At 63.9% G+C, this 26,995-nt stretch carries 27 protein-coding genes; 12 read left to right on the forward strand and 15 right to left on the reverse strand.

The features are described 5' to 3' along the window. Positions 1 to 3: 3 nt before the first annotated feature. From urtD to GJ700_RS22565, 6 genes are all read right to left on the reverse strand, one after another. Entirely contained in the window at positions 4 to 786 is a 783-nt protein-coding gene (urtD, locus tag GJ700_RS22540; protein WP_154378137.1) for an urea ABC transporter ATP-binding protein UrtD, read from the reverse strand. Then, on the reverse strand, positions 783 to 1,913 hold the full coding sequence (urtC, locus tag GJ700_RS22545) for an urea ABC transporter permease subunit UrtC (RefSeq protein ID WP_154378139.1): 1,131 nt from the start codon (positions 1,911 to 1,913) through the stop codon (positions 783 to 785). The genes urtD and urtC overlap by 4 nt, the downstream gene beginning before the upstream one ends. Continuing rightward, complete coding sequence (gene urtB, locus GJ700_RS22550) at positions 1,910 to 3,520, reverse strand: urea ABC transporter permease subunit UrtB (protein WP_154378141.1); 1,611 nt, start codon at positions 3,518 to 3,520, stop codon at positions 1,910 to 1,912. The genes urtC and urtB overlap by 4 nt, the downstream gene beginning before the upstream one ends. A gap of 16 nt (positions 3,521 to 3,536) precedes the next feature. After that, on the reverse strand, positions 3,537 to 4,784 hold the full coding sequence (gene urtA / locus GJ700_RS22555) for an urea ABC transporter substrate-binding protein (RefSeq protein WP_154378143.1): 1,248 nt from the start codon (positions 4,782 to 4,784) through the stop codon (positions 3,537 to 3,539). 31 nt (positions 4,785 to 4,815) lie between these two features. After that, positions 4,816 to 5,937, reverse strand: a complete 1,122-nt coding sequence (locus tag GJ700_RS22560) for a porin (RefSeq protein WP_229507179.1) — start codon at positions 5,935 to 5,937, stop codon at positions 4,816 to 4,818. A gap of 129 nt (positions 5,938 to 6,066) precedes the next feature. Next, positions 6,067 to 7,482, reverse strand: a complete 1,416-nt coding sequence (locus tag GJ700_RS22565; protein WP_154378145.1) for an MFS transporter — start codon at positions 7,480 to 7,482, stop codon at positions 6,067 to 6,069. A gap of 49 nt (positions 7,483 to 7,531) precedes the next feature. On the opposite strand from GJ700_RS22565, the gene GJ700_RS22570 reads away from it, so the two are divergent. After that, positions 7,532 to 8,413: a LysR family transcriptional regulator gene (locus GJ700_RS22570; protein ID WP_229507180.1), complete on the forward strand. Its 882-nt coding sequence runs from the start codon at positions 7,532 to 7,534 to the stop codon at positions 8,411 to 8,413. Here GJ700_RS22570 and GJ700_RS22575 read toward each other — a convergent pair. The 4 genes from GJ700_RS22575 to GJ700_RS22590 form a co-directional block, all read right to left on the reverse strand. After that, positions 8,410 to 8,580 (reverse strand): hypothetical protein, encoded by a 171-nt coding sequence (locus GJ700_RS22575; RefSeq protein ID WP_154378147.1) that lies wholly within the window; start codon positions 8,578 to 8,580, stop codon positions 8,410 to 8,412. The genes GJ700_RS22570 and GJ700_RS22575 overlap by 4 nt on opposite strands. Positions 8,581 to 8,638: 58 nt before the next feature. Further along, positions 8,639 to 9,040 (reverse strand): DUF3224 domain-containing protein, encoded by a 402-nt coding sequence (locus GJ700_RS22580; protein WP_154378149.1) that lies wholly within the window; start codon positions 9,038 to 9,040, stop codon positions 8,639 to 8,641. 24 nt (positions 9,041 to 9,064) lie between these two features. Beyond that, positions 9,065 to 9,613: a DUF1697 domain-containing protein gene (locus GJ700_RS22585; RefSeq protein WP_154378152.1), complete on the reverse strand. Its 549-nt coding sequence runs from the start codon at positions 9,611 to 9,613 to the stop codon at positions 9,065 to 9,067. A gap of 81 nt (positions 9,614 to 9,694) precedes the next feature. Beyond that, positions 9,695 to 11,281, reverse strand: a complete 1,587-nt coding sequence (locus GJ700_RS22590) for a sensor histidine kinase (RefSeq protein WP_154378154.1) — start codon at positions 11,279 to 11,281, stop codon at positions 9,695 to 9,697. Positions 11,282 to 11,455: 174 nt separating this feature from the next. Here GJ700_RS22590 and GJ700_RS22595 point away from each other — a divergent pair, with 174 nt between their 5' ends. Both GJ700_RS22595 and GJ700_RS22600 read left to right on the forward strand, forming a co-directional pair. Continuing rightward, positions 11,456 to 11,800, forward strand: a complete 345-nt coding sequence (locus GJ700_RS22595; RefSeq protein WP_154378156.1) for a hypothetical protein — start codon at positions 11,456 to 11,458, stop codon at positions 11,798 to 11,800. Continuing rightward, on the forward strand, positions 11,797 to 12,642 hold the full coding sequence (locus tag GJ700_RS22600; protein WP_154378158.1) for an HDOD domain-containing protein: 846 nt from the start codon (positions 11,797 to 11,799) through the stop codon (positions 12,640 to 12,642). Before GJ700_RS22595 ends, GJ700_RS22600 begins: the two co-directional genes overlap by 4 nt. Before the next feature lie 75 nt (positions 12,643 to 12,717). Here GJ700_RS22600 and GJ700_RS22605 read toward each other — a convergent pair whose 3' ends face one another. Both GJ700_RS22605 and GJ700_RS22610 read right to left on the reverse strand, forming a co-directional pair. After that, a complete protein-coding gene (locus GJ700_RS22605) occupies positions 12,718 to 13,080 on the reverse strand; it encodes a hypothetical protein (protein WP_154378160.1) in 363 nt (120 codons plus the stop codon). 252 nt (positions 13,081 to 13,332) lie between these two features. Next, positions 13,333 to 13,635, reverse strand: coding sequence for a hypothetical protein (locus GJ700_RS22610; protein ID WP_154378162.1), 303 nt, complete (start codon positions 13,633 to 13,635; stop codon positions 13,333 to 13,335). 220 nt (positions 13,636 to 13,855) lie between these two features. On the opposite strand from GJ700_RS22610, the gene GJ700_RS22615 reads away from it, so the two are divergent. The 9 genes from GJ700_RS22615 (at position 13,856) to GJ700_RS22655 (ending at position 23,407) form a co-directional block, all read left to right on the forward strand. Next, a complete protein-coding gene (locus tag GJ700_RS22615; RefSeq protein ID WP_154378164.1) occupies positions 13,856 to 14,914 on the forward strand; it encodes a PhoH family protein in 1,059 nt (352 codons plus the stop codon). Then, complete coding sequence (ybeY, locus tag GJ700_RS22620; protein ID WP_154378166.1) at positions 14,898 to 15,365, forward strand: rRNA maturation RNase YbeY; 468 nt, start codon at positions 14,898 to 14,900, stop codon at positions 15,363 to 15,365. Before GJ700_RS22615 ends, ybeY begins: the two co-directional genes overlap by 17 nt. A 95-nt stretch (positions 15,366 to 15,460) precedes the next feature. Continuing rightward, entirely contained in the window at positions 15,461 to 16,339 is an 879-nt protein-coding gene (locus GJ700_RS22625; protein WP_154378167.1) for a CorC family transporter, read from the forward strand. Continuing rightward, entirely contained in the window at positions 16,339 to 17,901 is a 1,563-nt protein-coding gene (gene lnt / locus GJ700_RS22630; protein ID WP_154378169.1) for an apolipoprotein N-acyltransferase, read from the forward strand. Before GJ700_RS22625 ends, lnt begins: the two co-directional genes overlap by 1 nt. Positions 17,902 to 18,002: 101 nt before the next feature. Next, complete coding sequence (gene glyQ / locus GJ700_RS22635; RefSeq protein ID WP_154378171.1) at positions 18,003 to 18,902, forward strand: glycine--tRNA ligase subunit alpha; 900 nt, start codon at positions 18,003 to 18,005, stop codon at positions 18,900 to 18,902. Between the two features lie 4 nt (positions 18,903 to 18,906). Next, the gene (gene glyS / locus GJ700_RS22640; protein WP_154378173.1) at positions 18,907 to 21,012 is read left to right on the forward strand and encodes a glycine--tRNA ligase subunit beta; all 2,106 of its coding nucleotides are present in this window, start codon (positions 18,907 to 18,909) and stop codon (positions 21,010 to 21,012) included. Positions 21,013 to 21,025: 13 nt separating this feature from the next. After that, entirely contained in the window at positions 21,026 to 21,574 is a 549-nt protein-coding gene (gene gmhB, locus GJ700_RS22645; RefSeq protein ID WP_154378175.1) for a D-glycero-beta-D-manno-heptose 1,7-bisphosphate 7-phosphatase, read from the forward strand. Positions 21,575 to 21,596: 22 nt separating this feature from the next. Further along, the gene (locus GJ700_RS22650) at positions 21,597 to 22,337 is read left to right on the forward strand and encodes a lysophospholipid acyltransferase family protein (protein WP_195763982.1); all 741 of its coding nucleotides are present in this window, start codon (positions 21,597 to 21,599) and stop codon (positions 22,335 to 22,337) included. 275 nt (positions 22,338 to 22,612) lie between these two features. Then, positions 22,613 to 23,407, forward strand: a complete 795-nt coding sequence (locus tag GJ700_RS22655) for a M48 family metallopeptidase (RefSeq protein ID WP_154378177.1) — start codon at positions 22,613 to 22,615, stop codon at positions 23,405 to 23,407. A 21-nt stretch (positions 23,408 to 23,428) separates the two neighbouring features. On the opposite strand, the gene GJ700_RS22660 is transcribed toward GJ700_RS22655, so the two are convergent. From GJ700_RS22660 to GJ700_RS22670, 3 genes are read right to left on the reverse strand one after another with little or no spacing between them, the layout of a single operon-like run. Continuing rightward, on the reverse strand, positions 23,429 to 24,037 hold the full coding sequence (locus GJ700_RS22660) for a response regulator transcription factor (RefSeq protein ID WP_154378179.1): 609 nt from the start codon (positions 24,035 to 24,037) through the stop codon (positions 23,429 to 23,431). 1 nt (position 24,038) lies between these two features. Next, positions 24,039 to 25,178, reverse strand: coding sequence for a sensor histidine kinase (locus tag GJ700_RS22665; protein WP_229507181.1), 1,140 nt, complete (start codon positions 25,176 to 25,178; stop codon positions 24,039 to 24,041). Positions 25,179 to 25,180: 2 nt separating this feature from the next. Continuing rightward, complete coding sequence (locus GJ700_RS22670; RefSeq protein ID WP_154378180.1) at positions 25,181 to 26,986, reverse strand: CIA30 family protein; 1,806 nt, start codon at positions 26,984 to 26,986, stop codon at positions 25,181 to 25,183. Positions 26,987 to 26,995: the final 9 nt, after the last annotated feature.

A 26,995-nucleotide genomic window follows, 5' to 3' on the forward strand; every position in this document is an offset into this window, starting at 1 on the left:
CTCCTATCGCCCCAGGTACACTTCGATCACTTTGTCGTCGGCCTGCACCTGGTCCATGCGGCCCTGTGCCAGCACCGACCCTTCGTGCAATACCGTCACTTTGCCCTGCTGCGCGATTTCCGCGACAAAGCCCATGTCGTGTTCGACCACGACAATCGAGTGCCGGCCGCGCAATTCATTGAGCAATTCCGCCGTGCGCGCGGTTTCCGCATCGGACATGCCGGCCACCGGTTCGTCCAGCAGCAGCAATTGCGGCTCCTGCATCAGCAGCATGCCGATTTCCAGCCATTGCTTTTGCCCGTGCGACAGCAGCCCGGCCGGGCGGTTTTCCTGGCCGTGCAGGCGCACCAGGCGCAGCACGTCGGCCATGCGGTCGCGCTGCGCGGAATCGAGGCGGGCAAACAAGGTGCGGCGCACGCCCTTGTCCATGCGGATCGCCAGTTCCAGGTTTTCAAACACGGTGTGCTGCTCGAACACCGTGGGGCGCTGGAACTTGCGGCCGATGCCGGCGCCGGCGATCTGGTGCTCGCTCATGCGGGCCAGGTCCATGGTCTGGCCGAAATACGCGCTGCCCGACGTGGGCCGCGTCTTGCCCGTGATGACATCCATCATCGTGGTCTTGCCCGCGCCATTCGGGCCGATGATGCAGCGCAGTTCGCCCACTTCGATTTCCAGGTTCAACTTGTTCAGTGCGCGGAACCCGTCGAACGACACGGTGACGTCGTCCAGGTACAGGATCACGCCGTGCGCGGTATCGAGCCCCTCGCGTTTGACCACGCTGTTCATGCCGCCTCCTTTTCCGTGGTGGGCGCCGGCGCGGCCGGCACGGCGGCAGCGGCGGTTTTTTCCTTGCGCTTCCACAGGCCCAGTATTCCTTTTTGCATGAACAGGGTCACCAGGATGAACAGCAGGCCAAGGGCGAACAGCCACAGGTCCGGGAAGGCCGCCGTGAACCAGCTTTTCAGGCCATTCACGGTGAACGCGCCCAGGATCGGCCCGATCAGGGTGCCGCGTCCACCCACCGCGGCCCAGATCACGATTTCAATCGAATTGGCCGGCGACATTTCCGATGGATTGATGATGCCGACCTGCGGTACGTACAGCGCGCCGGCCACGCCGCACAGCATGGCGGACAAGGTCCACACGAACAATTTGAAACGCAGCGGGTCGTAGCCGATGAACATCAGCCGCGATTCCGCATCGCGCACCGCCTGCAGCACGCGGCCCAGCTTCGAGGCGGCGATCCAGCGGCACAGCAGCAGCGCGCCCACCAGGCAGGCCAGCGTCGCCAGGTACAGCACGGCGCGCGTTTCCGGCGCCGTCACGCTGTGGCCCAGGATGCGCTTGAAGTCCGTGAAGCCGTTATTGCCGCCAAAGCCGGTGTCGTTGCGGAAGAACAGCAACATGAAGGCATACGTCATCGCTTGCGTGATGATGGAAAAATACACGCCCTTGATGCGCGAGCGGAACGCGAAATAGCCGAACACGAACGCGAGCACGCCGGGCACCAATATCGCCAGCGCCATGCAATACCAGAAGCTGCCAGTGCCGGCCCAGTACCACGGGAAGGCGCTCCAGTCGAGGAACACCATAAAGTCCGGCAAGTCGCTCTGGTAGACGCCATCGCGGCCGATCGCCCGCATCAGATACATGCCGTGCGCATAGGCGCCCAGCGCGAAGAACAGGCCGTGGCCGAGCGACAGGATGCCGGTATAGCCCCACACCAGGTCCAGCGCCAGCGCGGCAAGCGCATAGCACATGAATTTGCCGCACAGTCCCATCGCATAGGCCGACACGTGCAGCGCGTGCCCGGGCGGGAACGCCAGGTGCAGCACCGGCAGCGCTGCCGCCGCTGCCGCCACCACTGCCAGCGCGATCCACGCGGGCCGGGAAAACATGACGTTGCCGTTCATTCGACACTCCTTCCCTTCAGCGCAAACAAGCCTTGCGGGCGGCGCTGGATAAACACGATGATGAACACCAGGATCGCGATCTTGGCCAGCACGGCGCCGGCCACCGGTTCCAGCAGCTTGTTGACTTCGCCCAGCCCCAGCGCGGCAATCACGGTGCCGGCCAGCTGGCCGACGCCACCCAGCACCACCACCATGAAGGAATCGATGATGTAGGCCTGCCCCAGGTCGGGCCCCACGTTGCCCAGCTGCGACAGCGCGGCGCCGCCCAGCCCGGCAATGCCGGAACCGAGGCCGAACGTCATCATGTCGATGCGGCCGGTGGGCACGCCCACGCAATCGGCCATGCGGCGGTTTTGCATGACGGCGCGCACGAACAGGCCGAGCCGGGTACGGGTCAGCACCAGCCACACTGCGCCCACCACCAGGAAGGCGAATGCGATGATGGCGATGCGGTTATACGGCAGCACCAAGGTGCCCAGCACGGTGACGCCGCCCGACATCCACGCGGGATTGGCCACTTCGACGTTTTGCGCGCCGAACAGCGTGCGCACCAGTTGCATCAGCATCAGGCTGATGCCCCACGTGGCCAGCAGCGTTTCCAGCGGACGGCCATACAGCCAGCGGATCACCGTGCGCTCCAGCGCCATGCCGGCCAGCGCCGCCACGATGAACGATGCCGGCAGCGCGGCCGCCAGGTACCAGTCCACGGCGCCCGGCAAGTAATGGCGGAACAGCGCCTGGCAGCCATACGTGGTGTAGGCGCCAATCATCAGCAATTCGCCGTGCGCCATGTTGATGATGCCCATCAGGCCGAACGTGATGGCCAGGCCCAGCGCCGCCAGCAACAGCACGCTGCCCAGCGAAATGCCGTAAAACAGGTTGCCGATGAATTCCGTGCGCGCGGCGCGGCTGTCGATGGCGTCCAGCGCGGCCCTGGCGGCGGCGCGCACCGCGGCATCGGGTTCGCCCCCGCTACCGGCCGGCGCCAGCATCGCCTGCAGCGTGCGCCGCACGGCGGGGTCCGTGCTGCCGGCCAGCGCCAGCGCGGCGTCGCGGCGGGTGGCGGTATCGGCCGCGCGCAAGTCCGCTGTTGCCGTCAACTGGCGCAGCAGGGCGGCAATCTCCGCATCGGTTTCCGCCGCGGCGGCCTTGCGCAGCAGCGCCGTTTGCGCCGCATCCGGTTCGCTGCCCTGCAACGAACGCGCCGCGGCCAGCCGTTCCGCGCGCTGCGGCGACAGCAGCGCCAGGCCGGACAGCGCGGCGTCGACGGCGCCGCGCAAGCGGTTGTTGACGACGATGCCGTCCAGCGTCGCCGGCGCGGTGACGGCCTTGCCGCTGGCCGCGTCGACAGCGCTGCCGCCATCGACGATGAACACCTTGCCGTCCGGCGTGGCGTACAGGGTTTCGTTTTTCAGTGCATGCAGCACGCGGGCCGCATCGTCATCGGCTTGCGCCGCGATGTCGGATACGGCTTGCATGCGCGCATCGGGGTCGTCGCCCGCCAGTGCCTGCAAGGCGGCGGGGGCGACGGCGGCATGCGCCACCAGCCCTACGCTGCCTTGCAGGACCAGCGCGGCACTGCACAGCAGGTAGCGCCAGGTTTTCATCAGTGGTCTCCCGGGATCACATGCTTTGCTTGCCTTCGTTACCCTTGATGAAAGGGCTCCATGGCTGGGCGCGCAGCGGCGCCTTGGTTTTCCACACCACGCTGAACTGGCCGTCGCCCTTGATCTCGCCGATCATCACCGGCTTGTGCAAGTGGTGGTTGGTGGCGTCCATGGTCAGGGTGAAGCCGGACGGCGACTGGAAGGTCTGGCCGCCCATCGCGGCAATCACCTTGTCGGTATCGGTGGACTTGGCTTTTTCCACGGCTTGCGCCCACATGTGGATGCCGACGTAGGTCGCTTCCATCGGGTCGTTGGTGACGGCGCCGCCCGCGTTCGGCAATTTCTTCGCCGTGGCGTACGCCTTCCACTTCTTGATGAATTCCGTGTTGACGGGGTTCTTCACGGACTGGAAGTAATTCCATGCGGCCAGGTGGCCCACCAGTGGCTTGGTGTCGACGCCGCGCAATTCCTCTTCGCCCACCGAGAACGCCACCACCGGCACGTCGGTGGCTTTCAGGCCCGCGTTGCCCAGCTCCTTGTAGAACGGCACGTTGGAGTCGCCATTGATGGTGGAAATCACGGCCGTCTTGCCGCCCGCCGCGAACTTCTTGATGTTGGCGACGATGGTCTGGTAATCGGCATGGCCGAACGGCGTGTACGCTTCATCGATGTCGCTGTCTTTCACGCCCTTGCTCTTCAGGTAGGCGCGCAGGATTTTATTGGTGGTGCGCGGGTACACGTAATCGGTGCCCAGCAGCACGAAGCGCTTGGCGCCGCCGCCTTCCTTGCTCATCAGGTACTCGACTGCCGGGATGGCTTGCTGGTTGGGCGCGGCGCCCGTGTAAAACACGTTCTTTTCCAGTTCCTCGCCTTCATACTGGACCGGGTAGAACAGCAAGCCATTCAATTCCTTGAACACCGGCAGCACGGACTTGCGCGACACCGACGTCCAGCAGCCGAACACGGCCGCCACCTTGTCGTTGGCGATCAGCTGGCGCGCTTTTTCCGCGAACAGCGGCCAGTTCGACGCCGGGTCGACCACCACTGGTTCCAGCTTCTTGCCCAGGACGCCGCCCTTGGCATTGATTTCATCGATGGTCATCAGCGCCACGTCTTTCAGCGACGTTTCGGAAATCGCCATCGTGCCCGACAGCGAATGCAGGATGCCGACCTTGATGGTGTCGGTGGCGTAAGCCGGCAGGCCGGCGGCCAGCAGGGCGGCAGCGGCGGCAATGCGGGTAACGAAGTTACGGCGTGCTTGCATGGTGTCTCTCCTTGATCCGGTAGTGGGGGGTTCAGTACTGCAGTTGCAGCGCAACGGCGAATTTCGACAGGCTCGGCGCGCTGGTGGTCTTGGTGCGGCTGTACAGGGCGGTCAGCTGGGCGTTGTAGCCATCGATGATGTAATGCAGGCCGGCGTCGGCCTGGCGGGTATCGAGGTTGGTATCGGGCGAGAATTTCTGGTAGCGCACGAACGGTTGCAGCTTGCCGGCGCCGGCCGCGAACAGGTAAGCGGCGCCGGCCGAATACGCCTTGCCCTGCTCGGACTTGATGACGCCATCCGTGTCATAGTCGTAGTACGCGGCTTCCACGGAAAACGCGCCGCCGGGCACGCGTTTTTCCAGCAGGAAGTCGACGTTCCACGACGTGTAGTCGCCGACGCCGGCCGTGGTCAGCACGCCTTTCGATTGCTGGCGCGCGGCAAAACCGATCGCGAGGATGTCTTTCGAACCGAGATAATTGCCGGTGCCGTAATAGCCGGGTTCCGCGTCCCAGAAGTCGTATTGCACGCGGCCCGCGTACATCAGGCTGTCCGAGGCCTTGACGCCGGCCGCCTTGGCCTGGTTTTGCGTCAGCGAACCGATACCGAAGGTATGGCCTTCGAATGCGCCGAACGAGTATCCCAGCTTGCCGTCGGCCGCGTTACCCCACGCCACCACGCCATCGTCGCGGCCACGGAAGATGCCGCCGTTATAGCCATAGCGCGACGCCACACCTGCCCAGTAACCGCCGCCCAGCGAATAATAGGGACCGGCCATGTTGGCGCGGTCGCTGGGCGACAGCAGGCGGCCGGCCCAGATGTTCAGTTCCGGGGAAATGGCGAACTGCCCGGCCGCATCCATCACGCGCACTTGGTTGCCGTCCCATTCGGTATTGAGCATGCCGCCGATCTGCTTGTTCAGCGACGCGCCGAAGAACAGGCGGGCGCTGTCCAGGTTGAAATCGTTCGAGCGCGACGTGCCGTTCGGCGCCGCGTCTTCCATGCTGGTATAGCTGGCGCGCATGCCGAAGCCGACGCTGACCGACTGGCCATTGCCGAACGGGATCGTGGCGCCCGCCTGTGCGGACAACGGTGCCGATGCTGCCAGCGCCGCCAGCAGCATCAGGCACGCTGGGGATAACGGTGTGACGTTCATTCCGGGCCTCTCTCATGTGGTGGTGATGTGATGACATGAGATTAACCACCGTATGCTGCACTGCACATACGTCAACTGACGTATGCCGCCGGCCCGGAATGGCTGGCAGATTGCGGATTGACAGGGAACTTATTGGGAACGTGACGCGCGCAATGCTGCGGTGAACGCCGCCGGGCCGGCCGCCAGCGCGGCCGCGGCCAGCAGCAGCGCACACGACACCAGCACGCCATGGCGCGTGCCGGCGATGGCGTCCAGCGCCACCGGCGACGCCGCCAGCGCGCCATACACGGCCACGCCCAGCGCGCCGCCCACCTGGCGCGCGGCGTTCAGGACACCGGACGCGGTGCCCGCCAGGCGCGGCTCCACGGCCGACAGAATCGACGTCGTCATGGGCGGCACCGCCAGTCCCATGCCGGCCGGGATCAGCATCAGCCCCGGCACCATGGCCGCCACCGCCGCATCGGCCCCGATGCCGGCCAGCGCCAGCAACGCATAGCCGGCTGCGGCAATCAGCGCGCCGGCGATCATCGGCACGCGGGTGCCGTAGCGCGCCACCACGCGGCCGCTGGCCAGGTTCGACAGAATGAAGGTGCCCGTCAGCGGCAGGAACACCAGGCCCGCCTGCATCGCGGTCATGCCGCGCAATTGCTGCAGATACAGGCTGAACACGAACACCACGCCATAGTAGGCAAAGTTGACCAGCACGCCGAACAGCACGGCGCGGCGGAAGGCGCCGCTGGCAAACAGCGACAGCGGCAACATGGGCGCCGCGCTGCCGGTTTCCACCACAACAAACAGCACGCCCGTCGCCACTGCCAGCACCAGCGCCCCCAGGACCACCGGATGCGTCCATCCCAGCACATGCACTTCGATCACGGCGCCAACAAAGGTGGTCAGCGCCACGATGGCCAGGAGCTGCCCCGGCCAGTCGAACGCGCGCTGCGGGTCGCGTCCCGCCGCTGCCGGCACCGACCGCAACGTCAGCCAGGCGCCCGCCACGCACAGCGGCACGTTGACCCAGAAAATACTGCGCCAGCCCGCCAGTTCCAGCAGCGCGGCGCCCAGCACAGGGCCGGCGGCAATCGAGACGCCGCCGGCCGCCGTCCACCAGCCCACGGCCTTGGCCAGCAATGACTTGTCATGGCCGTAGGCGGCATTCAGGATCGCCAGCGAACTGGGCACCAGCAGCGCGGCGCCTACGCCCTGCGCGGCGCGGGCCAGGTTCAGCGCGGTGGCGCCGGGCGCCAGCGCACAGGCCAGCGACGCCAGCGTGAACAGCGCGAAGCCGGCCAGGAAAGCGCGGCGCGAACCGGATTTGTCGCCCAGCACGCCGGCCGACAGCAGGAACACGGCAAAGCCCAGCGTATAGGCATCGACGACCCATTGCAGTTGCGCCACATGCGCATCGAGATCAACGGCAATGCGCGGCAGCGCGACATTGACGATGGTGACGTCGAGCTGGACGATGACGAAGGCAAAGCTGCATGCCAACAAGACCAGGGGCGATGTCGCCGGAGTGGAGGGGGGAGTGTGTGCGGTTTTCATGCATTCACTGTAGCCGCCTTTACGCATCCGATAAAATGAATAATACTGAATGAAACCATCTCAAAGCGAGAACATCATGGATTTGTCGGCATTGCGCATCTTTAAGGCCGTGGCGGAAGAAGGCAGCGTGACCCAGGCCGCCGCGCGGCTGCATCGCGTGCAGTCGAATGTTTCGGCCCGGCTGGGCCAGCTGGAAGAAGGCTTGGGCGTGGCGCTGTTCCATCGCACCGGGCGGCGCATGCTGATGACTGTCGAAGGTGAGCGCTTACTTTCGTATGCCGACCGCTTGCTGCAACTGGCGGAAGAAGCGCAGGCGGCCGTGGCCGGGGGGCGCGAGCCGGCCGGCTTGCTGCGCATCGGGTCCATGGAAACCACGGCCGCCGCGCGTTTGCCGGCCGTGCTGGCCGCCTTTCACCGCTCCTATCCCGACGTGGATTTGCAGCTGGAAACCGCGCCGACGGATCCACTGATTCAAGGCGTGCTGAACCACAAGCTCGACGTGGCGCTGGTGGCCGCGCCGGTCAACCATCATGAACTGGTGCAACACGCCGTGTTTGACGAAGAACTGGTGTTGTTAACGGGGCATGGGCATCCGCCTGTGGCGTCGCCGCACGATGTGGGACGCCGCGCGTTGCTGGCGTTCCGTACCGGGTGTGTCTACCGGAGAATGCTGGAAGCGTGGTTTGCGGAAAGCGGCGTGCCGCTGGCGCGCGTGTCGGAATTCGGTACCTTCGAAGCCATCATCGGCTGCGTGGCGGCCGGCATGGGCGTGGCCGTGATGCCGAAGGAAATCATGCAGTTACGGGATTACCGGGGCACGGTGGCGATCCATCCGTTGCCGGACCACATCGCCCGCGTGCAAACCATGCTGGTGTGGCGCAGCGACGTGCTGCACCACCCGGCGCGCGCCGCATTCGCGGCGGCGTTTTAAAGCCCGCACACTCGCGATACGCTGCTCAGTGAAATCCCGCTGGTGAGCGCCCGGCCGACGCAACCGGCTTTTTGCCAGCCATTGTCCGTCAGGGCAATACCGCCGACGACAATGGCCAGGAACAGCCCGACCATGATCAGGACGCCTTTGAAGAGATCGTTATTCATGCGTTATATTTCCGCAGGGCAATTAATTAATGCGCCATTGTAGCGCGTGCCTGCAACGCTAGGCAATCGGCGCCAGCACATAGTCAAACGTGTAAAAGTGTTTCCCGTTTTCCATGCGTATATCCAGTTTACCACTGAGGCCCGTCAAGTCGCCGCTGCCGGAATCCGGCACCACCAGCACGCTGAGGCTGGGTTCGCCACGGTCCATGATGCCGTTGTGCTGCAGCGTGAACCCGCCCTTCAGACCATCCAGGTTGCCTTCGACCCGCTCCATCGCGACGTAACCGGCCGAGTTCGGCCGCGATCCCATGAAGCTCAGCATTTCGCCATTGCCGCTGGCCGCCAGCGCGCCGTGGTAGCGCTTGTCCAGCACCATGCGGCCCAGGCCAAAGCCGGACGCGCCGACCGACATCCGTTCCGGCGTCATCGTGACGTCGAATTCTCCAGTTACGACAGGCATAGTTGGCTCCTAGCAGGGTCAGAATCAAGTTGGTTCGCACGCCAGCGCGTGCAGTTTGCTGATGGTGCTCCAGTTGCGCGTCGTCACGCCATCGCCCAGCAGCTTGCCCATGGCGGCCGCCACGCGGCTGGCCAGGATGCCGTCCGCACACCACAGGTAGGCAGCCCAGCGGCCCAGCGCGAACGCCTCAGGTTCCCAGTGCTGGCGCGCCAGCGGCACCAGCAGTTCGCGGTCGGCCGGGTTATGCAAGACCGCCACCAGCAGGCGGGACGGATCGCCCGCCACACTGTCGAGACAATTGTCTTGCACCACGTGCGCCAGTTGCTCGGCATCGAGCACTGTCACTTGCGACGCCACACCCAGCTTCAACACCAGCGCCTCTTCGATTTCCATGGCGGCGTCGACGGTGCGCGCCTGGGGACAGTCATAAATCACGTTGCCGCTGTTGAGCAGCGTGCGTACCCCGGTAAATCCCAGCCCGGTCAGCAAGGTCCGCAAGTCAGCCATCGCCACGCGCTTGGCGCGGCCCACGTTAATTCCCCGCAGCAATGCAATCTGCCTGCGTGTACCCATACTTCATTCTCCTGATGTTGCACGGCGCCAGTATGGGGCAGATGGCAGGGACGCGGCGCGCCGGTTGAATGCAGATGCAACTCAGGCATGCAGGCGGGCATCCGCATGCGGTTCCTGCGCATCGCCTTCGGATGGGGTGACGCGGGGGATGCGCAGCACGAAACTGGCGCCCTCGCCCAGCACGCTGGTGACGGAAATCGTGCCGGCAAATTGCTTGGCGATCAGGTTGAAGACGATGTTCAGGCCCAGGCCGGTGCCACCCTGTCCGCGCCGCGTGGTGACGAAGGGATCGAACACCTTGTCCAGCATGTCCGGCGGAATGCCTTTGCCATTGTCGATCACCTGCATTTCAACCCAGTCGCCATCGGCCTTCACGTTAATGCCGATATGACCTTCAGTGTCGGCATCGAACGCGTGTTCGACGCAGTTCAGGGTCAGGTTGGTGATCACTTGCGCCAGCGCGCCCGGGTAACTGTCGAGCACGATGTCGGGCGGGCAATCGATGTCGACCTGGATGTGGGTCTTCTTCAGCTTCGGTTGCAGGCTGGACACCACTTCGCCGATATATTCACGCAATTCGAAGCGGCGCCGCGCTTCGCTGACCTGGTCCACGGCAATTTGCTTGAAGCTGTGGATCAGGTGCGCGGCGCGGTACGCATTGTTCATGATCAGCCGCGTGCTTTCCTCGGCGGTTTCCAGGTATTTCAAAATCTCGGACTTCTTGATGGCGCCGTCCGCCACGGACTTGTGCACTTTTTCCGTCGCTTCCATCAGGATCGACGCCGACGTCAGCGCAATCCCGACCGGCGTGTTGATTTCATGGGCCACGCCCGCCACCAGGCTGCCCAGCGACGCCAGACGCTCCGCCTGCAACAGCGATTCCTGCGTGCGCTGCAAATCCGCCAATGCCTTGGCGGTGGTCACCGCGGCGCGGCGCGCTTCGTCTTCCGCTTCCCGGGTGCGGGCAATAATGGCTTTCACGCGGCGCTGGATGGCGTTGAAGCCGCGGATCACGTCGCCTAGTTCATCGCGCCGGTTATCGGGCAATTCGCCCACTTCGTCGGAACCGCGCGTGGCCAGGTCGTGCAAACCGTCACGCAATTGCTTGAGGGGATCGAACACGATGCGCAGGCTCAGCGCCAGCGCCGCCACCAGGATCAAGTCCAGCAGCAAGACTTCAATGACTTTGCGGCGTACTTCCGCTGCCAGCGTGGCGTCGATTTGCGCGCGGCTGAAATTGACGACGACGCGGCCGACGATCACGGGTTTCGGCGCATTGCCGGCCGCACCCGCATCGCGGTAAGCGAGGTCCGCCACCACCGGCGTGCCGGCGATCTGGCTGTCTTGTTCGATGGCGATGATGCTGCCGTTTTCCTTGCGCAGCTTGCCGGAGAACAGGCCGACCGACGTGTCATAGACGCGGATCGCCACCAGTTCCGGCGGCAGCATTTCCGCCGCGACGATGTTGTCGACCTTGGCTTTGTCGAGATCCCACAGGGCCGATGGCAGGCTGGTTTGCAGCCGGGTCAGCACACCCTGGCGCAAGCGCAAGTTGCTGGTTTCCAGTTCATGGCTCAGACTGTACTGTGCGTACGTACCCGAGATCGCCAGGACCAGCGTCACGATAACGACGAACAGAAACGTCAGCCTCCCCTGAATACCAAACATTACCGCTCCCCAGCCTATTTGATGGCAAGGTCCCAATGTACCTGCAAGCCTAGCTCCTTGGCAAGATTTAACACTGTGCGTGTCCGGTGCAACGCCACGCATTGCATTGCAGATACACAGCGAGACACACAGAAAACCCGATGGTAAGATCGGTCAAAGACTGAGGAGACCGCAATGACAGCCAGTTACCAGCACATGCCGCTGGCCCAGGTGGAACCGGGTATGGTGTTGTCCGACGAATTGCTGGACGTGCAAGGCCATATATTATTGCCGCAGGGTACAGTGCTGACGCAGGCGATGATTGCCCTGATGCCGCGCCACGGTATTGCCATGTTACCCATTGCCGTGCCGGAAGCTCCGTCGCCGGAAGAACTGGCGGCGATCCAGGAGCGGCACCTGGCGCGGCTGGCCCATTTGTTCCGTAAAAACGATCCGGACAGCGACCAGGACTGGGCCACCGCGCTGCTGCGCCGCTTTGTCACGGATTTCCGCCTCGGCGCACTGGCTGCTGAAGAATGAACCCTATGCTGACTTACGACGATATTGTTAACAACCTGGAAGATTTGCCATCGCTGCCCGCCGTGGTGATGGAATTGCTCAACAGCATAGACCAGGAAGATGTGGATATTTCCGTGCTGGCCAAGAAGGTGTCGCACGACCAGGCGCTGACCGCGAAAACACTGCGGCTGGCCAATTCCTCGCTGTATGGCTTGCAAGTGAAAGTCACGACGATCCAGCAAGCCATCACGTTCCTGGGTTTTCAAACCACGCGCAACCTGATCACGGCAGCCGCCGTGACGGGCTGCTTCGCGGAAAAACATTGTCAGGGATTCGACCACAAGGCGTTCTGGCGCCATTCGATCGCCAGCGCCGCCTGCGCCCGCGTGCTGGCGCGGCAAATGCGCTTTAACCAGGATTATGCGTTCACCGCAGGCTTGCTGCACGATATCGGCCGCCTCGTGCTGGTGGCGTGCTTCCCGAAAGACTATGAGCGCGCCATCGCCTACCGCGATGAACACGATTGCTACATGATCGAAGCGGAACGGGCCGTGCTGGGCATCGACCACGTGGACGCGGGCATGGCGCTGGCCGCGCATTGGAATTTTTCCGATACGATGAAACTGGCCATTGCCCACCACCATACGCCGGAAGCCCAAGGGGCGGGCTTCCTGTCGGCCATCATTCATGTGGCGGACGCCATTGCCCATGCACTGGACCTGGCGCAAATGCCGGACGGCCTGGTGCCGCCGGTGTCGACCGTGGCCTGGACTGCACTGGGCCTCGATGAAGAAGTGTATTTACAACTGTTCCGCGAAACGGAATTGCAATACGAAGAAATTGCTTTGGTGCTGCTCAGCTGAACCGCACCGGATGCGAACCTGCGTCAGGCCGGCCTGTGGCCGGCCGTGGCAGCCTGGCGCATCATGGCGCTACGGTCAGTGCGACAGGCCGCTGCCACCTTGCGTACTGTCCGCCGTTTCCATTTCAGGCTGTCCCTGTTGCGGACGGTCTTCTGGTTTTGGACGGCCTTGCGCATCGGACAGGCGGTACTTGGTGCGGCGGTCGCCCATCAAGTCACGCAAATCGCGGATGCTCATGCCCGTCACTTCATGCATGCGGATCAGCAGCGATGCGCCCACCGGCAAACGGTGGTGGCGGATTTTACTGATGACAGGCGGCGCCACTTCCAGCATGCGCGACAGCGCAGCGTCATTCTTCAGCTGCATTTTTCCCAGCAGCATGTCCAGCAGGTGATTCGGATTGTAGCTTTCCTGGGAAGCTAAAGCGTGGTGTCCCATGGTAGTCCTCGTCTAAGTGAGTTGTCGAGATTCTGGAGCGTATTGCAATTCCAATAATATGCTTGCTCCAGCCCGTTTCAGCCAAGTCGCGACTAGCGGAAGTTGGGAGTTATCAACGATTCGCTAGAATTCTTAGCAACAATGCCATTTCAACATACGGGGATATTCCGTGGCGCACGAAAGGACAGCAGGAAATTATTACAAGGGAATGACGGCGCCGAATTACGCGATGCGGCGCCGGGAAAGCGGAGGTCAGGCGGTGGTATTGATGTTCTGGCCGATACGGGAAGCCAGCGGACTGAGCGTCTGGCTGGCCAGCAGTGATTCTTGCTGTTGCTGACGGGAATTATCCGTTTCCTGCGACTGGCGCACCTGTTCGGCGCGCTGCGCGTCGGTTGCCTGCTGGGCTTGCGCGGCGGCGTCGGCCTGCAATTGCTCGGTACGCGATTGCTCTTCCAGCCGGGCCTGGCGCGCCTGTTCCGCGCGCTGGTCGTTGACCACGCTGGTAAGTTGTGCGGGGCTGCTGCCCACGCCTGAAACGGATCCGACGGCCATGGCGCTCTCCTTAATATTTCGACTCTAGGGCATCTTGCGCGAAAGGCAATGCCAGAACGTTAACAGGGCAGGAAAATGCCCTTTTAAATATGCCTGCGGGGCGCTCTGGCCACGCGGTTACGACAATAACAATAACCCGAAAAATATGCCTGCGGGGCGCTCAGGCCCCGCGGTTACGGTAAACTAACGCTTTGCAGTATAACCCACTCCATTTGTTCCTTTGAAAACCAAGACTCCTGTACAGCCGCATTACTTCATCCCCGAGCCGCTCGATAATTCGCGGCTGGCGCACCTGTGCGGTCCGCTGGATGAAAACCTGCGCCAGATTTCCGCAGCGCTCGATGTGACGATCTTCCGCCGTGGCGAAAAGTTCATCGTCAGCGGCACCAACGCTGAACGCGCGGTGCAAATCCTCGCGCAGTTTTACGCCGTGGCGCAGAAAGTCGTGCCGGTGGAAGAAGTGCAGCTGGCGCTGGTGGAACAGCGCGCCGGCCTGGCGCCGCCGATCGAACCGGACCAGGAAGAGCCGCCGTTCAACGAGCCGGACATTACCAGCCCCGTGCTGAAAACCCGCCGCACCGATTTGCGCGGCCGCACGCCGCACCAGATCAAGTACCTGCGCAATATTCTCGACCACGACATTTCGTTCGGCCTCGGCCCTGCCGGCACCGGCAAGACGTATCTGGCCGTGGCCTGCGCCGTCGATGCGCTCGAGCGCGACGCCGTCAAGCGCATCATCCTCACGCGTCCCGCCGTGGAAGCGGGCGAGCGCCTGGGCTTCCTGCCGGGCGACCTGGCGCAAAAAGTCGACCCGTACCTGCGCCCTCTGTATGACGCGCTGTACGATTTGCTGGGCTTCGACCGCACGCAGAAAATGTTCGAAAAGGGCGTGATTGAAATCGCGCCGCTGGCCTACATGCGGGGCCGCACGCTGAACCACGCGTTCGTCATCCTCGACGAAGCGCAGAACACGACGGTCGAACAAATGAAGATGTTCCTGACCCGTATCGGCTTTGGCAGCAAGGCCGTCGTGACGGGCGACACCACGCAGATCGACTTACCCAAGCACACCAAGAGCGGCCTGGTCGACGCGACCCACGTGCTGCGCGACGTGCGCGGCATCGCGTTCACGCAATTCACCAGCGCCGACGTGGTGCGCCATCCACTGGTGGCCCGTATCGTCGACGCGTATGAAAGCGCGCACAATGCCAGCGCGGAAATCGCGCCCCTGCTGCACCCTGTTAAATCCGCCGCCGTCAAACATGTCCGAAAAAAATAAATTAACACTGTCGGTGCAATACGCCGACACCCGCCTGCAAGAGACCATCACCCGCCCGCTGATCCGCAAATGGATCAAGGCCACGCTGTTCGCCCCGGCCGAACTGACGATCCGCTTCGTCGATGCAGCCGAAGGCCAGGAGTTGAACCGCGAGTACCGGGGCAAGGATTACGCCACCAATGTGCTGACGTTCGCCTACAACGAAGGGGAGGAAGTGGCGGACGACGAACCAACCCGCGCCGACATCATCCTGTGCACGGACGTGCTGCAGCGGGAAGCGGACGAACAAAAGAAAACCATCGAAGAACACACGGCGCACCTGATCGTGCACGGCGTGCTGCATGCGCAGGGCTATGACCACCTCGACGATGAAGAGGCGGAGGAAATGGAAGGGCTGGAGACGGAAATCCTGCAAGGACTGGGGTACGCGGACCCGTACGCGGAACAATAATGGCCGGGTAATTCTTGGCGGAAATGCCATTTCCGGACCGGCGGGGCCATTTGGTGTATGCTATAGCACTTCGAAACAACCGGCACCCGCCTGCCATGCAAGAGCACTCTAGTGGCGTCAAGACTGACGCCAAACCCCACCGGTCGCTGTTTGAGCGACTCACAGCACTGATCTCCCCCGAGCCCGAGAACCGCGCGGAACTGCTCGAAGTCCTGCACGATGCCCATGAACGCAATCTGATCGACGCCGATGCGCTGTCGATGATCGAGGGCGTGTTCCAGGTTTCCGACTTGTCGGCGCGCGACATCATGATTCCCCGCTCGCAAATGGATGTCATCGACATCTCCAAGCCGATCGAAGAATGGATGCCGGAAGTGCTGCAGACGGCGCACTCGCGATTCCCGGCCATCGAAGGCGAACGCGACAAGGTGGTCGGCATCCTGCTGGCCAAGGATTTGCTGCGCTACTACGCGGAAGAATCGTTCGACGTGCGCGACATGCTGCGCCCGGCCGTGTTCATCCCCGAATCGAAACGCCTGAACGTGTTGCTGCGCGACTTCCGCGCCAACCACAACCACATGGCCATCGTGGTCGATGAATATTCGGGCGTGGCCGGCCTGATCACCATCGAAGACGTGCTGGAACAGATCGTCGGCGACATCGAAGACGAATACGACTTCGACCAGGAAGAAGACAATATCCTGTCGATCAAGGAAGGCCGCCAGGGCCCGCGCTGGCGCGTCAAGGCGCTGACGGAAATCGAACAGTTCAACGACGAGCTGGACACCAGCCTGTCCGATGAAGATGCCGACACCATTGGCGGTTTCGTCGTCAAACACCTGGCGCGCATGCCCCACAAGGGCGACAAGTTCGCCATCGACAACCTGCGCTTCGAAGTGCTGCGCGCCGACGCGCGCCAGATCCACGTGCTGCTGGTCGAAAAACTGCCGCCGTCCGTGGACGAGCAGGACTGATGCGTTTCCGGCGCGCCGCTGCCGGCGAGATTTCCATCCCCCGCTCCACCCGCAGCCGCATGGCCATCGCCGCCATCGCCGGCGCGGCCAGCGTGTTGTCGTTTGCACCGTTCGGCTGGTGGCCGCTGCAACTGGTTTGCCTGGCGCTGCTGTTTTACCAGGCGCTGCGCGCCGAGACCCTGAAAGCCGGTGCACTGGTGGGCTGGGCTTTCGGCTTTGGCTGGTGCCTGGCCAATACCCACTGGCTGTACATTGCGCTGAACCGTTTCAACGGCTTGCCTGCGCCGCTGGCCGGCGCGTCGATCGTGGCGCTGGCCGCCGGCATGGGCATCTATGCGGGTTTGGCCATGTATGCCGGCCTGTGGCTGCGCCGCCGCTGGTCGCTGCCGCTGCCCGCCGCCAATCTGCTGGTGCTGCCCGCGCTGTGGGCGGTCTTCGAATGGGTGCGCGGCTGGTTGTTCACGGGCTTCCCGTGGGCCGCCGCCGGTTACGCGCACAATGCGTCGCCGCTGGGCGGCTATGCTCCCGTGCTGGGCGTATACGGCGTGTCCTGGCTGGCCGCGCTGTGCGCGGGCGCCCTGCTGCTGGGCATGCACCGCGTGCGCTGGGCCGCGCTGGGCACGGCGGCGGCGATTCTCGTCATCGGTGGCGCGCTGCGCACGGTGGACTGGACGCACGCTGCCGGCCAGCCGATCTCGGTACGGCTGGTGCAGGGCAATACGCCGCTGCTGCAAAAATTCGACGCGTCCCACACGGAGGCGACCTTGCGCCGCTACCACGCCACCATCACGGCCGAAGCGGCGGACTTGATCGCCACGCCGGAAACGGCCGTCATGCTGTTCCCGCACCAGTTGCCGCCGGATTACCTGCCCGGCCTGGGCCAGTTCGCGAAACGCTCCGGCAGCCACCTGGTGGTGGGTATCCCGTTGATGGACAGCCCGACCCAGTATGCCAACAGCGTGATCGGCATCCCGCCGGAATCCGGCCTGCCGACATACCGCTACGACAAGCACCACCTGGTGCCGTTCGGCGAATTCATCCCGCCCGGCTTCCGCTGGTTCACCAACCTGATGCAAATCCCGCTGGGCGACCAGACCCGCGGCAAGGTGGTGCAACCGCCGTTCCAGGTCAAGTCGCAGCGCGTGCTGCCGAACATCTGCTATGAAAACCTGTTTGGCGAAGAAATCGCCGAACAGTTGGCCGCCGACCCGAAACCGGCCACCCTGCTGCTGAACGTGTCGGAACTGGCGTGGTATGGCGAATCCATCGCGATTCCCCACCATTTGCAAATCTCGCAATTGCGCACGCTGGAAACGGGCCGCCCCATGCTGGCCGCCACCAACAGCGGCGCCACGGTGGTGATCGACAGCCATGGCAAGATCGTGTCCGCCCTGCCGTATTACCAGGCCGGCGTGCTGAAAACGTCCGTGCAAGGCATGGAAGGGACCACGCCGTACATCGTCATGGCCAACAAACTGTTCCTGTTGCTGGCGATGCTGGCACTGGGCGGCGCGTTCTGGTGGAGCCGCAAAGAGACCCGGAAAGCCGCAAAAAACCACTAAACGGGGGCCTGAGCCCTTCCGCACCCCGTAAAACCCGCTAAAATTAGCCGTTTTGGCGATTCAACAACGCTCGCAACCGTCCAGCGCAAAGATTAAACAAGATGCTTACCTTTCAACAGATTATCCTGACGCTGCAATCCTACTGGGACAAGCAGGGCTGCGCCCTGCTGCAGCCATATGACATGGAAGTGGGCGCCGGCACCTTCCACACCGGCACCTTCCTGCGCGCGATCGGCCCGGAGCCATGGCGCGCCGCCTACGTCCAGCCATCGCGCCGCCCGAAAGACGGCCGCTATGGCGAAAACCCGAACCGCATGCAGCACTACTACCAATACCAGGTGGTGCTGAAGCCGGCGCCGGAAAATATCCTCGACCTGTACCTCGGCTCGCTGGCCGCGCTGGGCCTGGACCTGAAGCAAAACGACGTGCGCTTCGTGGAAGACGACTGGGAAAGCCCGACCCTGGGCGCCTGGGGCCTGGGCTGGGAAGTCTGGCTGAACGGCATGGAAGTCACGCAATTCACGTACTTCCAGCAAGTGGGCGGCATCGATTGCAAGCCGGTGCTGGGCGAAATCACGTACGGCATCGAACGCCTGGCCATGTACCTGCAAGGCGTGGAAAACGTCTACGACCTGGTCTGGACCGAGTGGGAAGAGAACGGCGAGACCAAGCGCCTGACCTATGGCGACGTGTTCCACCAGAATGAAGTGGAACAGTCCACGTACAACTTCGAGCACGCCAACACGGAACTGCTGTTTGCGCAATTCGCCAACCACGAATCCGAAGCCAAGCGCCTGATCGAGCTGCAACTGACGTTGCCTGCCTACGAGCAGATCATGAAAGCGTCGCACAGCTTCAACATGCTGGACGCCCGCGGCGCCATTTCCGTGACCGAGCGCGCCGCCTACATCGGCCGCGTGCGCACGCTGTCGCGCATGGTTGCGCAAGCCTACTACGATTCCCGCGAACGCCTCGGCTTCCCGATGCTGCCGAAAGAGTAAGAATATGAACCAGACCCTGTTAATCGAACTGCTGACCGAAGAATTGCCGCCGAAGGCGCTGTCCAAACTGGGCGCCGCGTTTTCCACGGTCATCGTCAACGGCCTGAAAGCGCGCGGCTTCCTGGAAGACGGCAGCGTGGCCACCACCTATGCCACCCCGCGCCGCCTGGCCGTGTCCATCACCGATGTGCGCGCCGTATCGCCCGACAAATCCATCCGTGAAAAAGTGCTGCCGGTGACGGTCGCGCTGGACAAGGATGGCAACCCGACCGCGCCGCTGGCCAAGAAACTGGCCGCGCTGGGCTTCCCCGACCTGAACGTGTCGGACCTGGAGCGCGCGCAGGACGGCAAGGCGGAAAGCTTCTTCTACACCTACACCGCGCCTGGCTCGAAGCTGGAAACGGGCGCGCAAGCGGCGCTCGATGAAGCGCTGGCCAAGCTGCCGATCCCGAAAGTCATGAGCTACCAGCGCCCGGACGGCGCCACCGTGCAATTCGTGCGCCCGGCCCACAGCCTGATCGCGCTGCATGGCGAAACCGTGCTGCCGCTGACGGTGCTGGGACTGACGGCCGCGAAAATCACCGATGGCCACCGCTTCCTGAGCGCACCGGGCCAGCGCCTGGTGGAAGTGCCGCACGCCGACGCCTACGCCGCCACGCTGCTGGACAAGGCCAAAGTCATCGCCGGCTTCGACGACCGCAAGGAACAGATCCGCGCCGCGCTGCTGGAAAAAGCCGCCGGCGACCTGGTGCTGATGCCGGAAGCGCTGCTGGACGAAGTCACGTCGCTGGTCGAATGGCCGGTGGTGTACGAGTGCCGCTTCGAGGAGGAATTCCTGGCCGTGCCGCAGGAATGCCTGATCCTCACCATGCAGACCAACCAGAAATACTTCGCGCTGACCGACCAGGCGGGCAAGCTGCGCTCGCGCTTCCTGATCGTCTCCAACATCGCCACGGCCACGCCGGACGCCATCATTGGCGGCAATGAGCGCGTGGTGCGCCCGCGCCTGTCCGACGCGAAATTCTTCTTCGAGCAAGACAAGAAGAAAACCCTGGAATCGCGCCTGCCGCTGCTGAAAAACGTGGTGTACCACAACAAGCTGGGCACGCAGGCCGAGCGCAGCGACCGCGTCACCGCGCTTGCCGGCGCCATTGCCGGCAAACTGGGTAGCGACGTCGCACTGGCGGAACGCGCGGCGCGCCTGTCGAAGGCCGACCTGCTGACCGACATGGTGGGCGAATTCCCGGAACTGCAAGGCATCATGGGTACGTACTACGCGCGCCATGACGGCGAGCACGAGGAAATCGCGCTGGCCGCGTCCGAACACTACCAGCCGCGCTTTGCCGGCGATGCACTGCCATCGAGCAGCGCGGGCCTGGCCGTGGCGCTGGCCGACAAGCTGGAAACCCTGGTCGGCATCTGGGCCATCGGCCTGCAGCCGACCGGCGACAAGGATCCATTCGCCCTGCGCCGCCATGCGCTGGGCGTGCTGCGCATGCTGATCGAAAAACGCCTGCCGCTGAGCATTTCCGGCCTGCTGGCCGACGCCGTGGCGCAATTCGGTGCGGTGGCCGGCTTCAAGGATCCGACCGGCGAAGTCACCGCCTTCATGCTGGACCGCCTGCGCGGCATCCTGCGCGAGCGCGGCTTCACGCCGAATGAAATCGAAGCCGTGGTGGCGCAAAACCCGGACCGCCTGGACGACATCGTCCAGCGCCTGGAAGCCGTGCAGGCGTTTGCCGCGCTGCCGGAGTCGGTCTCGCTGGCCGGCGCCAACAAGCGCATCACCAACATCCTCAAGAAAAACGAGGAAGCGCTGGCCCAGGTGGCGGGCGGCGTGAAATCGGAATTGCTGCAGGATACGGCCGAGAAAAACCTGTTTGCCGCGATCACGCGCGTGCAACCGCAAGTCGACGCCGCCTTTGCCAGCGGCGATTTCGCCGGCACGTTGAAGACGCTGGCGCAACTGCGCGATGACGTCGATGCCTTCTTCAACGACGTGATGGTGATGGCGGAAGACGTTGCGCTGCGCAACAACCGCTTGGCGCTGTTGTCCATGTTGCACGGCATGCTGAACCGCGTGGCCGACATTTCCAAGCTGGCGGCATAACATGGGCGTGGCGATGAAGTTGATCATCCTGGACCGGGATGGCGTGATCAACCATGACTCCCCGGACTTCATCAAGTCGCCCGCCGAGTGGATCCCGATCCCGGGATCGCTGGAAGCGATCGCGCGCCTGAACCAGGCAGGCTACCGCGTGGTGATCGCGTCGAACCAGTCCGGCATTGCCCGTGAACTGTTCGACATGAGCACCTTGAACGCGATCCACCAGAAGCTGCACACGCTGGCGCAACAAGCCGGCGCCGAGATCGAGGCGATTTTCTTTTGCCCCCACGCGGCAGCCGACAATTGCGATTGCCGCAAGCCGAAGCCCGGCATGTTCGCGGAAATCGCCAAGCGCTACCAGGTCAGCCTGAAAGGCGTGCCGACGGTCGGCGATTCGTTGCGCGACTTGCAGGCCGGCTTTGTCAGCGGCTGCGTGCCGTTCCTCGTATTGACGGGCAAAGGCGCCAAGACCCATGAAACGGGCGGCCTGCCGCCCGGCACCATGGTATTCCCCGACCTGGCAGCCACCGTCGACCATTTGCTGAAAGCCCCCTCCCAGGGCTGAATTGATTTACCGGAGAACCGCGTTGCACCAAGCTTCCTTATTCCTGCGCTCCCTGCTGTTCATGACCATCATGGCGGTTGCCACCATCATCTGGTCCGCCGTCTGCATGCTGGTGGCGCCGCTGCCGTACAACAAACGCTACTGGGTGGTGTCGCGCTGGAACGTGTTCATCATCTGGTGCGCGAAGACGATTTGCGGCATCAAGTATGAAATCAAGGGCGCGGAAAACTTCCCGGACGAACCGGCCATCGTGCTGTCGAAGCACCAGTCGGCATGGGAAACCATCTTCCTGCTGGCGAACCTGCCACGCCCGCTGGTGTTCGTGTTCAAAAAGGAAATCCTGTACATCCCGTTCTTCGGCTGGGGCATCGCCATGCTGCGCATGATCCCGATCGACCGCAAGCAAGGCAAGCATGCATTCAAACAGGTGGTCGCGCATGGAAAGCGTCGCCTGAAAGACGGCCAATGGATTATCATGTTCCCCGAAGGGACACGGATCCCGGTTGGCCAAACCGGCAAGTACAAGAGCGGCGGCACGCGGCTGGCGGTGGAAACCGGCGCCTGCGTGGTGCCGATCGCGCTGAACTCGGGAGAATGCTGGCCCAAGAATTCGTTTATCAAGCGGCCTGGCAAGGTGACGGTTTCCGTCGGCAAGCCGATTGCGTCCGCAGGGCATACGCCCGACAGTCTGATGGAGCAGGTGGAACAGTGGATAGAATCAGAAATGCGCGTCATTTCGCCCCACGCTTACAACGCTGGCTAGACGACCTCTCGGCATCGTCCCGGCAGTCTTCGAGCGAAGGCGACACGCAATCCGGCGCAGGCGCACTTGCGCCGCGCCCGCCATCGCGGCCCGCGCCGCCGGGTCCCGCCACCTGGCAGGCGCCCCGCCCGCCCGCCTCGACGTTCCCGTCACCGCCATCGTCCGCCCCCACAGCACACGTTTCATCCGACCACCCGGCCGCAGCGCCACATTCCGCAGCACCTCTCGCCTCCCCTCCCGCAGCATCGGCCCATTCCGCGCCGCCATCCGGTCCCATGCTGGCGCCGCCCGTGCCGTTGCGCGCGCCCACGCCGGTGGCTCCGCCGCCGGCCGATCCGCTGCCGCGCCGCCAGTTGCTGGTGGGCGGCTATGTGCTGGAATATGCACTGCGCCGCTCGTCGCGCCGCTCGATCGGTTTCATGGTGGATGACGACGGCTTGCGCGTGACGGCGCCGCGCCGCGTGTCGCTGTCCGACATCGACGACGCGATCCGCGCCAAGCAGCACTGGATCCTGTCGAAACTGGAAGAGCGCCGCGAACGGCGCGCCGCGCGGCTGCAAAAGCCGCCGATGGAATGGGTCGACGGCGCGCAAGTGCCCTACCTGGGCGCCGCCATCAAGTTGCGGCTGTACACGGCCACGCGCAACCGCACCGACTACAACCCCGACACCCGTGAATTGCAGATGGGACTGGTGCCGGGCGCCACTGAATTATTGTTGAAGGAACGGGTCAAAGCATGGCTGCAACAGCAGGCGAAAGTCCTGTTCGAGCAGCGCCTGGCGATCTATGCGGCGCGACTCGGCGTGCAATACAGTTCCTTCCTGCTGTCGTCCGCCGGTTCGCGCTGGGGTTCGTGCACGGCGCAGCGCGTGATCCGCCTGAACTGGAAACTGATCCACTTCTCGCTGCCGCTGATCGATTACGTGGTGGCGCACGAACTGGCGCACATCCTGGAAATGAACCACAGCCCCCGCTTCTGGGCCGAGGTCGGACGTATTTACCCGGCCTATGACGAAGCGCGCGAATTGCTGCGCAAACGGGCGCAAGAGTTGCCGCAGTTGTTCAATTAATCAGGCAGGATTGCGAGCCGCCTACAGCCATCCGGCGTCGCGCGCCATGCGGTACGCCTCCACCCGGTTGGCGGCGCCGCACTTGCTGATGGCTTCCGACAGGTAGTTGCGCACCGTGCCCTCCGACAGCGACAGCAGCCTTGCGATGTCGGCGCCGCTGCGCCCTTCTCCCGCCAGCCGCAATACCTGCCGTTCCCTTTCGCTGAGCGGGTCTTGCGCGCCGCCCCAGCTTTCCAGCGCCAGTTCAGGCGCAATCGCCAGCCCGCCGGCATGCACGGTGCGGATCGCCTGCGCCAAGGTTTCGGCCGGCGCATCCTTCAGCAGGTAGCCCCGCACACCGGCCGCCATCGCGCGCCGCAAATAGCCGGCGCGGGCAAACGTGGTGACGATCGCCACCCGGACCGCGGGCCAGGTATCGCGCAGCGCGGCCGCCAGTTCCAGCCCCGTCATGCGCGGCATCTCGATATCGGTCAGCACGATATGCGGTTGCAGTGCGCGGCACAGCGCCAGCGCATCTTCGCCATTGCGCGCCTGTCCCACCACGTCGATGTCACCTTCGAGTTTCAGCAACGCGGCCAGTGCGCCCAGCAACAGCGCCTGGTCTTCCGCGATCACGATCCGGATCGTCATCTCATTCCTTGTTCATCGGCAGGTGTAGCTCCAATGCCATCCCCTGCGTTGCCGACAACGACAGCCAGCCACCCAGATGTTCGACGCGCTCCCGCATGCCGCGCAGTCCGTTGCCCGGCATGACGGCATCGGCCTTGCCATCGTCGCGGATACGCAGCACCAGCATACCGTCTTCCATTGCCAGCCGTACCACGCAGGCCTGCGCATCCGCATGGCGCAGGATATTGGTGACCGCTTCGCGCAACGCCAGCGCCAGCACGTTTTCCGCCACGGCGGGGATGGCAGCACCGGCCGCCAATGCCACGTCCGTGTCGAGCGCAACGCCTGCCGCCGACAGCGCCGCTTTGGCGCGCGCCAGTTCATGCGCCAGTCCCGTTTCCCGGTAACCGCTGACGGCCGAGCGTACTTCGGCCAGCGCCTGGCGCGCGCTGGTTTCGATATCGCGGATTTCATTGCGGCAGGCAGCGGGATCGCGCTCCAGCAAGCGCGCGGCCAGTTCCGCCTTCAACGTAATCAGCGACAGCGTATGGCCCAGCAAGTCGTGCATGTCGCGTGAAATGCGTTCACGCTCCGCGATGCGCGCCAGGTGCTCCACTTCCTCCTGCTTCTTCAACAATTGCTCGCGCGAACGCTGCACCCGCGCGTCCATAATGGTCGCGATGCCCACCGGCGTGCCGGCCGCCAGGGTCGGCATCAGGAAGCTCAGCGGCAAGTCCACCAGCAGCGCGATGGCGGCGGCCGATAATAATATCCCCGCCAGCGACGCGTAGGCGACAGCCTGCCGGTCGAAGTGCGAGCACATGGCGCCGGCGAAGATGAAGAAGGTGCAGGCGCCAAAATTGAAAGGCGCCCATGCCACGCCCAGCGCAAAGGTCAGCAAGATATATGGCACCACAGCCCGGTTATAGACCCAGAAGCTGGCGAAGTACACAGGCAGGAACACGGCCAGTGTCAGCACCAGCGCGGCCAGTTCCAGCGCGGACGGCCGCACGTAAAAATACTTCCAGCCGAAGAACGCCAGCGACACCAGCCACAGGTACGGTGCACGCCCCAGCCGGGGCGGCACCCACGGGCCGCGCAGCGCCTGCATCAACGACGGCATCAGCGGCGGTAGCGGCGGTAGCGGCGGTAGCGGCGCCATGCTCACTGCGCCAGCAACCGCACGTCGGTAATCTCGAAGCGGTAGCTGCCCGACTTCGGTCCCGCATTGAACGCGATCATGGAAATCGCACTGACGTCGGTACCCTTGAAATCGGCCAGCGCCATCGATACTTCGCGCCATTCGCCGCCGGCCTGGAACGGCAGGCTGGCCGGGATATTGTTCCCGCCGGACATCACGGCCACGTTGTATTGCTGGCCATCGCCGCGCACGCGGAACTTCAGCACCTTGGCGGCACTGAGGTTCGCCGCCTGCATCGGCTGGCGGCCCGGCATGAATGCCAGCCCGGCCCAAGGGTAGGCAAAGCCCGCCGCAACGTTGGCGTTGACCTGGACCGCGTCGCCGACCAGCTTGATGTCGACCGTCGATTTACCGCCAAGGAAAGCGTCATGCGACGGCATCCAGCCGGCGCCGAACGGGCTGCCCATCTTGTCGTTGCCGAACAGGCTGATACGGCCATCGGCCGGCAGCGCCAGTCCGGACGACGGCAGTGCTTCCTGCGCCACCAGCGCCAGTTGCTGCTTGCGCAGCGGCGCAACCGACACGCCATCCTTCCACACATCGACGATGCGGCGGGTGGTGGCGATATCGGCGGAGGGGTCGCCATCTACCAGCAGCAAATCGGCCTTGTAGCCTTTCGCAATGCGGCCCCGCTGCGGCAGCTTGAACGCCTGCGCTGGCACCGACGTGGCCGAGGCCAGCGCCTGCAGCGGCGTCAGGCCCGCCTGCGTCAGCGATTGCAGTTCATGGTGCAGGCTGGCGCCATACTGGGTACCGTTGTTGCCTGCGTCCGTGCCCGCCAGTACCGGCACGCCGGCCTTCGACAGCGCTGCCGTCACGGCTTGCGGCGCCGCCAGCAATTCCGGCTTGGCCTGGGGATTGTAGGGATGGGCCAGTTGCTGCTTTTGCGCCTTGTCCAGCAAGCTGCTGAACGCGGCGTCGCCGATGATGTCGGTCGCGCGCACGCCGGCAATGCTTTCCATCACGCTGAAGGTCGGGATTACGAAGGCTTTCCTGGATTTCGCCAGTTGGGTAAAGCTGTCCAGGTCTTGCTGGCTGATGCGGTTGCCGACAAACAGGTGCACCAGGCCATCCGCGCCGGCTTCCAGCGCGGCGCGCGCATCTGCCAGATTACTGATGTGCACCACTGCCAGCTTGCCCCGCTTGTGCGCCGCCGCGATCAGCGCTTTCACGGTGGCGATATCGAGTGACGCAAAAGCGCGGCCGGGGTGGCCTTGTTCCATGACGATCTTGATGAAATACGACCCTTCGGCCACGCGCGCGTCGACCCACGCCTGCGCTTCCTCCGGCTTGGTCAACGTGGGAATCGGCATGCCGTATTCCGTGCCATGGCCGCCTGGCGCGGTGGCCAGCGTCCCCGCCGAGAACAGGTCGGCCTGGCCCGCGTTGTCGCCGCGCGCCATTCTCGCGGTGACTTCCTGCATGGCCTGGACGCCGGTGAACATGTCGATTTGCGTGGTCACGCCAAAGTACAGCGGCAAATCAAAGTAGCGGTAGGCGTGGACGTGGGAATCGATCAGGCCCGGCAACAAGGTGCGGCCTTTACCGTCGATCACGGTGGCGCCGGCCGGCGCCTTGCCCTGGAAATTGTCGTCGGCAATGCGCGCGCCGTTGACCAGTACCGAGCGATGCTCATGCATCTTCTCGCCATCGAATACACGCACGTCATGCACCAGCCACGTGGCGGCCAGCGCAGGCGTGCCAATGATGGCCGAGGCGGCGGCCAGGCCGCAGGCGAACAGCAGGGATTGCAAACGGCGGTGAACCATGGTCTGTCT

It is taken from the genome of Pseudoduganella rivuli, from assembly GCF_009674485.1.
Taxonomy (GTDB): Bacteria; Pseudomonadota; Gammaproteobacteria; order Burkholderiales; family Burkholderiaceae_D; genus Rugamonas; species Rugamonas rivuli_B.

Bases quoted from the DNA above. Each gene is read 5' to 3' on its own strand.
- GJ700_RS22610 (WP_154378162.1), bottom strand. From the start codon at position 13,635: ATGGCCGTCGGATCCGTTTCAGGCGTGGGCAGCAGCCCCGCACAACTT.
- GJ700_RS22595 (WP_154378156.1), top strand. From the start codon at position 11,456: ATGACAGCCAGTTACCAGCACATGCCGCTGGCCCAGGTGGAACCGGGT.
- GJ700_RS22670 (WP_154378180.1), bottom strand. From the start codon at position 26,986: ATGGTTCACCGCCGTTTGCAATCCCTGCTGTTCGCCTGCGGCCTGGCC.
- GJ700_RS22665 (WP_229507181.1), bottom strand. From the start codon at position 25,178: ATGGCGCCGCTACCGCCGCTACCGCCGCTACCGCCGCTGATGCCGTCG.
- glyQ (WP_154378171.1), top strand. From the start codon at position 18,003: ATGCTTACCTTTCAACAGATTATCCTGACGCTGCAATCCTACTGGGAC.
- GJ700_RS22580 (WP_154378149.1), bottom strand. From the start codon at position 9,040: ATGCCTGTCGTAACTGGAGAATTCGACGTCACGATGACGCCGGAACGG.
- GJ700_RS22660 (WP_154378179.1), bottom strand. From the start codon at position 24,037: ATGACGATCCGGATCGTGATCGCGGAAGACCAGGCGCTGTTGCTGGGC.
- GJ700_RS22560 (WP_229507179.1), bottom strand. From the start codon at position 5,937: ATGAACGTCACACCGTTATCCCCAGCGTGCCTGATGCTGCTGGCGGCG.
- urtA (WP_154378143.1), bottom strand. From the start codon at position 4,784: ATGCAAGCACGCCGTAACTTCGTTACCCGCATTGCCGCCGCTGCCGCC.
- lnt (WP_154378169.1), top strand. From the start codon at position 16,339: ATGCGTTTCCGGCGCGCCGCTGCCGGCGAGATTTCCATCCCCCGCTCC.
- GJ700_RS22600 (WP_154378158.1), top strand. From the start codon at position 11,797: ATGAACCCTATGCTGACTTACGACGATATTGTTAACAACCTGGAAGAT.
- GJ700_RS22575 (WP_154378147.1), bottom strand. From the start codon at position 8,580: ATGAATAACGATCTCTTCAAAGGCGTCCTGATCATGGTCGGGCTGTTC.
- urtB (WP_154378141.1), bottom strand. From the start codon at position 3,520: ATGAAAACCTGGCGCTACCTGCTGTGCAGTGCCGCGCTGGTCCTGCAA.
- urtC (WP_154378139.1), bottom strand. From the start codon at position 1,913: ATGAACGGCAACGTCATGTTTTCCCGGCCCGCGTGGATCGCGCTGGCA.
- urtD (WP_154378137.1), bottom strand. From the start codon at position 786: ATGAACAGCGTGGTCAAACGCGAGGGGCTCGATACCGCGCACGGCGTG.
- glyS (WP_154378173.1), top strand. From the start codon at position 18,907: ATGAACCAGACCCTGTTAATCGAACTGCTGACCGAAGAATTGCCGCCG.
- gmhB (WP_154378175.1), top strand. From the start codon at position 21,026: ATGAAGTTGATCATCCTGGACCGGGATGGCGTGATCAACCATGACTCC.
- GJ700_RS22585 (WP_154378152.1), bottom strand. From the start codon at position 9,613: ATGGGTACACGCAGGCAGATTGCATTGCTGCGGGGAATTAACGTGGGC.
- GJ700_RS22590 (WP_154378154.1), bottom strand. From the start codon at position 11,281: ATGTTTGGTATTCAGGGGAGGCTGACGTTTCTGTTCGTCGTTATCGTG.
- GJ700_RS22565 (WP_154378145.1), bottom strand. From the start codon at position 7,482: ATGAAAACCGCACACACTCCCCCCTCCACTCCGGCGACATCGCCCCTG.
- ybeY (WP_154378166.1), top strand. From the start codon at position 14,898: ATGTCCGAAAAAAATAAATTAACACTGTCGGTGCAATACGCCGACACC.
- GJ700_RS22570 (WP_229507180.1), top strand. From the start codon at position 7,532: ATGAAACCATCTCAAAGCGAGAACATCATGGATTTGTCGGCATTGCGC.
- GJ700_RS22655 (WP_154378177.1), top strand. From the start codon at position 22,613: ATGCTGGCGCCGCCCGTGCCGTTGCGCGCGCCCACGCCGGTGGCTCCG.
- GJ700_RS22625 (WP_154378167.1), top strand. From the start codon at position 15,461: ATGCAAGAGCACTCTAGTGGCGTCAAGACTGACGCCAAACCCCACCGG.
- GJ700_RS22605 (WP_154378160.1), bottom strand. From the start codon at position 13,080: ATGGGACACCACGCTTTAGCTTCCCAGGAAAGCTACAATCCGAATCAC.